Annotated in this window: 8 protein-coding genes and 1 tRNA gene; 6 read left to right on the forward strand and 3 right to left on the reverse strand. The window is 56.6% G+C overall.

Features of this window, described 5'->3' with window-relative positions:
- Positions 1 to 113: 113 nt before the first annotated feature.
- Positions 114 to 1,385 carry a 3-oxo-tetronate kinase gene (otnK, locus tag PROAA_RS09300; RefSeq protein WP_186411081.1) on the reverse strand — a complete coding sequence of 424 codons (1,272 nt, stop codon included), beginning with the start codon at positions 1,383 to 1,385 and terminating at the stop codon, positions 114 to 116.
- A gap of 253 nt (positions 1,386 to 1,638) precedes the next feature.
- Here otnK and PROAA_RS09305 point away from each other — a divergent pair, with 253 nt between their 5' ends.
- Positions 1,639 to 2,568 carry a polyprenyl synthetase family protein gene (locus tag PROAA_RS09305; protein WP_342669213.1) on the forward strand — a complete coding sequence of 310 codons (930 nt, stop codon included), beginning with the start codon at positions 1,639 to 1,641 and terminating at the stop codon, positions 2,566 to 2,568.
- A gap of 18 nt (positions 2,569 to 2,586) precedes the next feature.
- A tRNA-Pro gene (locus tag PROAA_RS09310) sits at positions 2,587 to 2,663 on the forward strand.
- A 423-nt stretch (positions 2,664 to 3,086) separates the two neighbouring features.
- Here PROAA_RS09310 and PROAA_RS09315 read toward each other — a convergent pair.
- Positions 3,087 to 4,373: an integrase catalytic domain-containing protein gene (locus PROAA_RS09315; RefSeq protein ID WP_222102192.1), complete on the reverse strand. Its 1,287-nt coding sequence runs from the start codon at positions 4,371 to 4,373 to the stop codon at positions 3,087 to 3,089.
- Positions 4,374 to 4,531: 158 nt separating this feature from the next.
- Between PROAA_RS09315 and PROAA_RS19390 the strand changes: the two genes are divergently transcribed.
- The 4 genes from PROAA_RS19390 to ampD are packed head-to-tail and all read left to right on the forward strand — an operon-like array spanning position 4,532 to position 8,309.
- Positions 4,532 to 4,762 carry a PP0621 family protein gene (locus PROAA_RS19390; protein ID WP_425394007.1) on the forward strand — a complete coding sequence of 77 codons (231 nt, stop codon included), beginning with the start codon at positions 4,532 to 4,534 and terminating at the stop codon, positions 4,760 to 4,762.
- A 48-nt stretch (positions 4,763 to 4,810) separates the two neighbouring features.
- Positions 4,811 to 6,352 carry a two-component system sensor histidine kinase NtrB gene (locus tag PROAA_RS09320; protein ID WP_483771113.1) on the forward strand — a complete coding sequence of 514 codons (1,542 nt, stop codon included), beginning with the start codon at positions 4,811 to 4,813 and terminating at the stop codon, positions 6,350 to 6,352.
- Positions 6,349 to 7,722, forward strand: a complete 1,374-nt coding sequence (locus tag PROAA_RS09325) for a sigma-54-dependent transcriptional regulator (protein WP_281182261.1) — start codon at positions 6,349 to 6,351, stop codon at positions 7,720 to 7,722. The genes PROAA_RS09320 and PROAA_RS09325 overlap by 4 nt, the downstream gene beginning before the upstream one ends.
- 38 nt (positions 7,723 to 7,760) lie before the next feature.
- Complete coding sequence (gene ampD / locus PROAA_RS09330) at positions 7,761 to 8,309, forward strand: 1,6-anhydro-N-acetylmuramyl-L-alanine amidase AmpD (protein WP_245664231.1); 549 nt, start codon at positions 7,761 to 7,763, stop codon at positions 8,307 to 8,309.
- 606 nt (positions 8,310 to 8,915) lie between these two features.
- On the opposite strand, the gene PROAA_RS09335 is transcribed toward ampD, so the two are convergent.
- Positions 8,916 to 9,279: hypothetical protein (locus tag PROAA_RS09335; protein WP_186411085.1), on the reverse strand; the 364-nt coding region annotated here is incomplete at its 5' end.

Consider the following 9,279-nt stretch of genomic DNA (forward strand, 5'->3'; position numbering starts at 1 on the left):
TACAACCCGGCTCATCTCGCTACCGCTTTGCATCTGAGAGAGATTTGATGCTCCAGCCCTGATGGTGCGATGGGGGTTTCAGTGGGCGCAGAAAATGGCGATTGATTGCGGACTCATTGCACCATCGCCAGCGCGCGGCTGAAGAAGTCGGGGCCGCCGAAGTTTCCCGACTTGAGCGCCAGCAGCAGCGGTTTCGGGCCGAGTACGCGCGTCCATGGAACACCGGGGTCGATCTGTGGGCCGATGGTCAGTGCCTGTACGCCCAGTGCTGCGACCACCGCGCCCGAGGTTTCGCCGCCTGCAACCACCAGCCTGCGCACCCCCTGCGCTACCAGTGCTTTCGCCAGTTCGGCGAAAGTTTCTTCCACCAGCGCTGCTGACGGCGTCAGTCCGAGCCGCGACTGGATGGCTGCGACTGTCGCCGGTTCGACGCTGGAGTAGAACAGTACCGTCTCTCCGCGGGCCAGTGCGCCGTTGGCTTTACTCAAGGCTGCGTTAGCAATCGCCGTGGCTGTGTCGGCAGCCAGCGGGTCAATCAGCACGCTCGTGTGGCGGCTGGCCATTTCGGCTACTTGCGCCCGGGTCGCTTCCGAACAACTGCCGGCGAGAACCGCCGCCGACCCGCCGACGTGACCCGGCAATTCGGTATCCATCCGATCAGACAACAGCCCCGCCCGACGAAAATTCTCTGGCAGGCCGAGTGCCAGTCCTGCGCCGCCGGTCAGCAGCCGCATTTTGCGACACGCGGCGCCGAGTGTGAACAGATCTTCGTCGCGCACCGCATCGGCCACGACATGGCGTACGCCTTGGGCCGCGAGCGAAGCCAGCGCTTCCTCGGTCGCTGGTGCGCCGGCGCTGACGATAGACCACGGCAACAGACTGACCGGATAACGGCTTTGGCGGCCGAGTATGCGTATCAGGTTGGCGTCGGTCATTGGCGTCAGCGGATGATCACGCATCGGTGAGTCCGATAGCAGAGCGTCGCCGACAAACAGATATCCCTGATAGACAGTGCGTCGGTTCGCTGGATAGGCCGGGCAGACCACCGCGATCTCTTCGCCGAGCGCGTCAAGCAGGGCGTCGGCGACTTGGCCGATGTTTCCGGCATCGGTCGAGTCGAAGGTCGAGCAGATTTTGAAGAAGACCTGCCGTACGCCGCGCGCCAGCAGCCATTCGAGTGCCGCAAGCGACTGCGCCACGGCCTCGACAGCTGGAATCGTGCGCGATTTTAGCGCGACGACCAAGGCGTCGCATTCGGGCAGATCAGTGTCCGCGGATGGTACGCCGATGGTCTGGACTGTGCGCATGCCGTCGCGCACCAGGGTATTGGCCAGGTCCGTGGCGCCGGTGAAATCGTCTGCAATGCAACCTAGTAATACAGTCATAGTCAGTAAATGTAATGCAAGGGCGAGGCTCAGGTTGATCGAGGGAACGCAAGCCACCACCATAAGCATATAGATTGAAACAGGCAATATGGACAGCGACCCGATCCACGGATTCAAACCCCGTGGAATTGGTGTAGTGCGTGACACCGCGTTCGGCTTGACGCGGCGCGGGGCGGCGCCTAAGATTCACGAGTTTTTTCTAAGGTTCGATGCCGTGAAACTGGAGCAGCTCTACAGCCTGATCGGATCAGACATGCAAGCCGTGGACGCGGTGATTCGCAGACGTCTTCATTCCGAAGTGGTGCTGGTGCGGCAGGTTGCCGAGTACATCATTCAAAGTGGCGGCAAGCGCTTGCGCCCTGCGCTCGTACTTCTTGCTGCCGGCGCCCTGGGTTATCGCGGAACACGACAGCATGAGCTTGCTGCAGTAATCGAATTTATTCATACCGCGACACTGCTTCACGACGACGTGGTTGATGAATCCAATTTGCGGAGAGGCCGTGAAACTGCAAATGCGCTGTTTGGCAATGCCGCCAGTGTACTGGTTGGCGATTTTCTGTATTCCCGTGCTTTTCAGATGATGGTCGAAGTCGATGATATGCGCATAATGCGCGTACTGTCGGATGCAACCAATATCATTGCCGAAGGCGAGGTGCTGCAGTTGATGAACTGCCACGATACCAACGTTGATGAGGTGCGCTATCTTCAGGTAATTCGCTATAAGACGGCCAAGCTGTTTGAGGCGGCAGCACAGCTTGGCGCCATTATTGGCGGAGGTTCCCGCAAAATCGAGCAGGGTATGGCTGATTACGGAATGCACTTGGGGACGGCTTTCCAGCTCATTGACGACGTACTCGATTATTCAGGTGCCGAGGTGGAGACCGGCAAACATCTCGGTGACGATCTGGCCGAAGGCAAGCCGACCTTGCCGCTGATCTATGTGATGCAACATGGCACGCCTGAGCAGGCGTCCTGCGTGCGAGAGGCCATCAAAAACGGCGGCGAGAACGACTTTCAGGCAGTGCTGGCGGCAATTCATGCCACAGGTGCGCTTGAGCATGCCAGGCGATGCGCGCAGGCGGAGGCGAGTCTTGCAAGAGCGGCTCTTGAGGAACTGCCCGCTTCCACATACAAGGATTCCTTGCTAGAATTGTGCCTCTTCGCTGTCGCCAGATCATTCTAGAGCCGGCGTAGTTTCGGTCGGGGCGTAGCTCAGCCTGGTAGAGTACTGCGTTCGGGACGCAGGAGTCGGAGGTTCGAATCCTCTCGCCCCGACCACATTACCGATTCCATGCTGATGGGTTTTTCGGACAACCAGTCAGGTTATCTCCGTCAGTTGCGCTTGCCAACTGAGGCGCGTGTCGCCAATTGCTCTGCGCGGTAACCGAAGCGCACTCTTGTTCGCCGAACAATATCCCCAGATTACTGGCCTTCCGCATGCCCATGTTGGCTATGCCATTTTGGCAGATGGAGTACTTTCCAATCCAGGGATGAGCCTGAAGGGTGGTCCGGGACGGTGTAGGTTGAAGGGTTGAAAGGGCCAGTGTAAAGGACTGCGTTGGGATCGGATTGGGTTTCGATTTTCACAGCATGACTATGCTGGTTTTACGGTTTGCCGCCCGCAGGGCTTCCGGCGGACGGATTGCGTAGCGATCGTTGTCTGGCAAGCGAAGCGCGGCAGTGGTGGGAGAGGCGTGAAGATCAGGCGCGCCGTCTGGATTTGGCGAAGCTGGCGAACAGATCGTACTTGGCCTGCTGCATGGTTTGGGCGGCGGCCAGATCGGATTTGGACTTTGCCTGAGCCTGTAGCGCTGCCAGCGTGATGCCGGGCTTGAGCGTTGCCAACTGGTTGGCCAACAACCGGGTCAGGCACGCCAACGGCGTCTTCACATCCTCGTGGCGATAGCGCTTGACGATCTTGCCTTTCGCATTCGTGACCGACGTGGCAAACAGGCAAGGGCGGTGCAGGTTGAGCCAGGGATTGAACGTATCGAGGTAGAAGGCATTGATCGGCTTGGCGAACTGCTGCGGGATATGCGAGTAGCCCATATGCTTGCGTACCACGCTGGCGTTCTTGCTCTCGGCCAAGGCGTTGTCGTTGCTATGACGCGATCGTGACTTGGTCTGCTCGATGCGCAGTTTCTCCAACATCTTCGCCACCTGACGGTTGATGTACTCCGAGCCATTGTCGGAATGAAAGCCCAGTACCACGAACGGAAACTGCTCAATGATCAACGCCAGCACCGGCAACAGATGGGCCTCGCTGATACCTTGCACGCAGGCCTGAACCTGCCATTGGCTGACGGCATCGACACAGGTGATGTGATAGACGCCCTTGATGCCATCCAGATCGCCCTGATGAACGGTATCGATACGCACAAAACCGGCGCGTCCTTCGGGGCCGGGCGCCTTGCGCACGCCAATGGCGTTGCACACCGGTCGGGTCGAAGTGAAGCTCTTTCGGTGCGCCCGATAGCCGGCACTCTTGCGCAGGTTGTACAAGTGCGAGACCGACAACGTGGCCAGGCGTTCATAGCGCGGATCGCCATACGCGTGGTAGGCGCGTTGCAGCAAATGCGCGATGGCGGGTCCGCAGGCATCCTCATGGGCTTTGTCCATCTCGACCAGCAGCGCAATGTCGGCCGGCGTGTATTTGCGGGCAAAGGGCACCGTGGGTCGCCCATAGCGCTTGGCCAGCGGAACCTCGGCCAGTCGGTTGCGCTGCCAGCGCGTCACCAAGCGGGTTACCTGCGCCCGGCTGTAGCCACTGGTGCGTTCCAGATACCTGCGCAGCACCCCGCGCTCGCGCTTACTGCGCCGAGGGTAGTCAAACCGATTGAGTACCCGGCTGATGTGACCATAGCGCTCCGTATCGTCGCCGCTCGCCGAAAACTCAATCGGGGCACTGGCACTGAGAAATCGTTCGACCTGCTCAATCGTGCAAAGCCGCTCTTCGTTCATGTCGATCACCATCCTCTGGATGATCAACCCTCACCGCCTTCGCCTTCAGCTTCTTCGCTTCAGGCTCATTCCTCGTTGGAAATACGCACCTCGTTCAGGCTCACACCTCATTGGACAAGGCTGATGGTCGCTGTCGAGGCGCGCTTCTGCTATGCTTTGGCGACCTTCAAAACTGCTTGGGCATCATGAGGAATTTGATCCTGATCGTGTTGTTGTTTGTGGTGTTCTGGATTCTGCGCAGGGCACTGTCTTCCCGCTCGGGAAGACAAGCGTCCCAAACTACATCTGCTCCGGAAATGATGGTCAAGTGTGCGCATTGCGGCGTAAATCAGCCGATCAGCGAAAGCATTCTGACCAACGGCCGCTACTATTGCTGTAGCACTCATCGGCATGAAGCCGAATCGCGGGACGCCTGATTCTCGATGGCGATAAGCAATGATGCCAGCGCCGGGCAGTTTGCCGAAATGCACTGGAAATCCTTGCAGTATTTCAATCTGTACCGCTTTTGTATTTCCCTGCTGCTGTTCTTGTCCTCGGTTTTTCATCCGACATCCATCTCGATGTTCAGCCCGGATAGTGGGTCGCGGCATCTTGTGATAACCACTTTATATCTGCTGGCAACAACTTTTTCCCTGGTCGGGCTACTGTACTACCGCCGTCGCTTCAATATGCAATTGAGCTTATGCGTTCTGGTCGACGTTCTGGCTCTGACCTTGCTGATGCATTTGGGTGGTGGTCTGCGCAGTGGGTTGGGCGTCCTGTTGCTGGTTAACCTGGCCGGCGCCGGCTTGGTCGGACAAGGACGCCTGGTGTTGTTCTACGCGGCACTGGCGACGCTAGCGGCACTTGCTGAGCAATCCTATCGAGCGATCGTGTCCGACATTGAAATGGTCGACTTTTTTCAGGCGGGCCTGTACAGCGCAGGCTTTTTTGCCGTTGCAATTTCGGCGCGCTTGCTGGCGCAGCGCGTAATCACCAACGAAGAATTGGCCCGCCAGCGCGGGGTCGAACTGAAGAACCAGACCTTGGTCGGCCAGCGTGTCATTGAGGAAATGCAGGACGGAGTGCTCGTGCTCGATCGAACTGGATGGGTCAAACAGCATAACCCGCGCGCCGAACAATTGCTTGGCTTGGGCGACCCTTCGGAGCGTAAGCTGGTCAATTACTCCACCGAACTGGCTCGCGGATTTTCGTATTGGTGCGAGCATTCCTCCAGAGAATCGGTACTGGTACGAGCGCCGGCTAGCGGCATGCAATTACGTGCGCGGTTTATCGCAACCGATAGTTCTGAGCGCGATGTCCTGGTTTTTCTTGAGGACATGGGCAGGTTGCAGGAACAAGCGCGCCAGCTCAAACTGGCTGCCCTCGGACGGCTGACAGCGAATATTGCTCATGAAATCCGCAATCCGCTGTCCGCCATCAATCATGCGGGCGAATTGTTGAGCGAAGAGTGCAGCGATCAGACGACGAAGCGCTTGTTGCGCATCATTCTGGACAACGCTCAGCGCGTGGAGAGAATTGTCAGTGATGTGCTTGAATTGGGGCGGCGAGATCGAGCATATCGGGAACAGATCGATCTGCGGCTCGCGTTGCCCATACTCGTCGAAGAATATACCTTGAAAGAGAAAATGGATGCCGGTGTTGTGCAGTTCGAGTTCTTGGGTTTGGCAGTGCTCTACTTTGATCGTTCGCATTTTCATCAAGTTTTGTGGAACCTTCTTGGCAACGCATTGCGTCATTCGCAGGGCAAGCCGGGAAGTATTCGCATAAAGGCGGGTGACGCAGGTGATGGATGGGTGGATTTGCATGTCATCGACGATGGAAAAGGCATCGATGACAGCCTGCGCGAGCAAGTGTTCGAGCCATTCTTTACAACCCACAGTCGTGGTACCGGTCTGGGACTGTATATCGCACGCGAGTTGTGCGAAGCCAATGGTGCCCGGCTTGAGTTGACTGACAGCGAATCGGGTGCTGATTTCTATATTTCAGGGAGGACTATTGAGTGACCGTAAGCAAGATAGAAAGGCGGCCGCGCGGCGAGATGCCCAGGGTGTTGGTGGTTGATGATGAGGCTGATATCCGTGAACTGCTCGATCTGACGCTGGTGCGGATGGGCCTGTCGGCTGATTGTGCGGGAACAGTTGCCGAAGCCAGAAAATTTCTTGAGCATGAACACTACCATCTGTGTCTGACCGATATGCGCCTCCCCGATGGCGACGGGTTGGATATTGTGCGCCTGATTGGCGCTGAACATGGAGAGACGCCGGTGGCGGTCATTACTGCGTTCGGTAGCGCCGACAATGCTGTGGCGGCGCTGAAAGCAGGAGCGTTCGATTATCTGGCCAAACCCGTTGCGCTGGATCAGTTGCGAACGTTGATAAAGTCAGCGATGAACCTTCCCAAGGCAATCGAGTTGCCGGACAGCGCTTCGGTAGATTCAGCCATGGCGGCACAGCTTATTGGCGATTCTCCGGCCATTCTCGCTGTGCGCGAAATGATCAACAAAGTGGCGCGTAGCCAAGCTCCGGTCTATATCTCTGGTGAATCAGGCAGTGGCAAGGAGCTGGCTGCCCGCCTTGTTCATAGTCAGGGCGCGCGTCACTTGGCGCCTTTTGTTCCGGTGAATTGCGGCGCTATTCCAGAGAATTTGATGGAGAGCGAGTTCTTCGGTTATCGCAAAGGGGCATTCACGGGCGCCGACAGCGATCGGGACGGTTTTTTTCAGGCGGCAAATGGCGGGACTCTTTTCCTTGATGAGGTGGCCGATTTGCCATTGGCAATGCAGGTCAAGCTTCTGCGCGCAATTCAGGAAAAGCGGGTGCGAAAGGTAGGTTCAACCACCGAAGAAGCCGTTGACGTGCGCATTGTTTCGGCAACGCATCGGAAATTGAAGGACTGTGTTGATGCTGATACCTTTCGCCAGGATCTTTACTACCGATTGAATGTGATCGAGTTGAAAATGCCGTCATTGCGTGAGCGCCTGGAAGATATTCCGCTTCTGGTTGACGCGATACTCGATCGGATCTGCGGCGCCAGTCCACCAGAACTTGTTCCCGAGGCGATGCGCGCGCTTTGCGCCTACACCTACCCCGGAAATGTAAGAGAGCTTGAAAATATTCTCGAACGTGCAACAGCTTTGTGCCTTGAAGGAAAGGTGGTGACTGACGATCTTCAGCTTGCGGCAGAGTCGTTGATCGAGGGCGAAGTTGGGCATGAAGTTGAAACCCTTGATGATCATATGAATCGCATCGAAAGGCAGGTCATTCTCGATGCGCTGGCGAAAACGGGTTTTAACCGTACTGCCGCGGCGCGGATGCTTGGAGTGACCTTCCGCTCATTGCGCTATCGTATCGAACGGCTCGGTATCGAAGAGTGAGGGCGGCAAATCTCATGGGCATGGCGGCCAATTCCGGTATGTCGATCGATGGCTGGATGGGCGCGGCGCAACGCATAGACTCACCAAACGCTGATGATCGATCTGTTGGAGAGGCCATATCACTGATCGTGGTGCACTCGATCAGTTTGCCGCCTGCAGAGTTTGGCGGCGACGATATCGTGCGCTTGTTCACTAATACGTTGGACCCGGATGCCCATCCCTATTTCTCCGGAATAAGCAGCTTGCGTGTTTCAGCGCACTTCCTGATACGTCGAGATGGCGAATTGACACAGTTCGTGTCCTGCTTGAAACGTGCGTGGCATGCAGGGTTGTCATCGTTCAACGGCCGCGAGAACTGTAATGATTTCTCGATTGGTATTGAACTGGAGGGTTGTGATGATTCGCCTTTTGAGGATGCACAGTACGTACAGCTTGTCGCGCTGATCAAGTTGATACGAACCTGCTTTCCAATAGACGCTGTGGTCGGGCATTCATGTGTCTCACCGGGGCGAAAGACCGATCCGGGCCCGTGCTTTGATTGGCAGCGCTTAGCTGTCTTCGGCGCGTCGCTGGTGCGAGCGCTCTGATACTCCCGCTGCCGCATCGATTATCCCGGATGTCATTTTGTGCTTTAAGGGTCGGATCGAGGTGCTCATGCTTTGGAAATATTCTGCTCAGGTTTCGCGTAACCAAAACATACGCGTTGTCGAATTGACACAATTTGCTGAATTGTTTGCGACAATCATAAAAAAATTCTTGCGTCAAGTGTGACCCACTACTAGAATCCGTTGCAAATGGCAAGGGCGGCACAACATCCAGTAGTCTTTCTTGGTCGGTGTCCGCTTCCTGTCTGGTGAAAGTTTCGGGGCGGGTCATCTGGTTCGCCATCTCTGAATGCGGATTGTGATGGACGAAAACGGATTGCAGGATCAAAGAAATTACATCTGCTCATTGCGCTTACCGGCTTGCTCCGGTCTTGCTCGTGTTTTCCATCACTTTCCTTTTTCAGCGTCTCCTTCGACCCCCAAATTGCCTACTGCCGGTTGCGGGTTTTCACGCGCTGTATCCCTGCTCACGAATTTCGTTTCTTGGGTAGATTCGTCTGTTGATCGACGCGCTCGATTCATGATCCCCGCAACGGCACTGCCTCATGTTGTTGGCGTATGCAAAAAGGGATTCCCGGTTTCACGGCGTCAGTCGCCGCTCATGGATTCAATCAACGCATATTCGATGCGTCCATTGAATGATCCGGTTTGCACGGATCGTTTTTTGCAGTGCTCTAGCTTGTAGTTATCCTTGAAATCAGAGATGGAGGTTGACATGGCAACAAGTGCGAAGAAACCCACGGCGGCTGCGAAGCCTGCCGCCAAAAAGGTAGCGCCGAAAGCCGCTGCCAAACCTGCGGTAAAGAAAGCCGCTCCCAAGGCTGCTGCCAAACCTGCGGTAAAGAAAGCCGCTCCCAAGGCTGCTGCCAAGCCTGCGGTAAAGAAAGCCGCTGCCAAGCCTGCGGTGAAGAAAGCTGCTGCCAAGCCTGCGGTGAAGAAAGCTGCTGCCAAG

Source organism: Candidatus Propionivibrio aalborgensis (assembly GCF_900089945.1).
GTDB lineage: Bacteria > Pseudomonadota > Gammaproteobacteria > Burkholderiales > Rhodocyclaceae > Propionivibrio > Propionivibrio aalborgensis.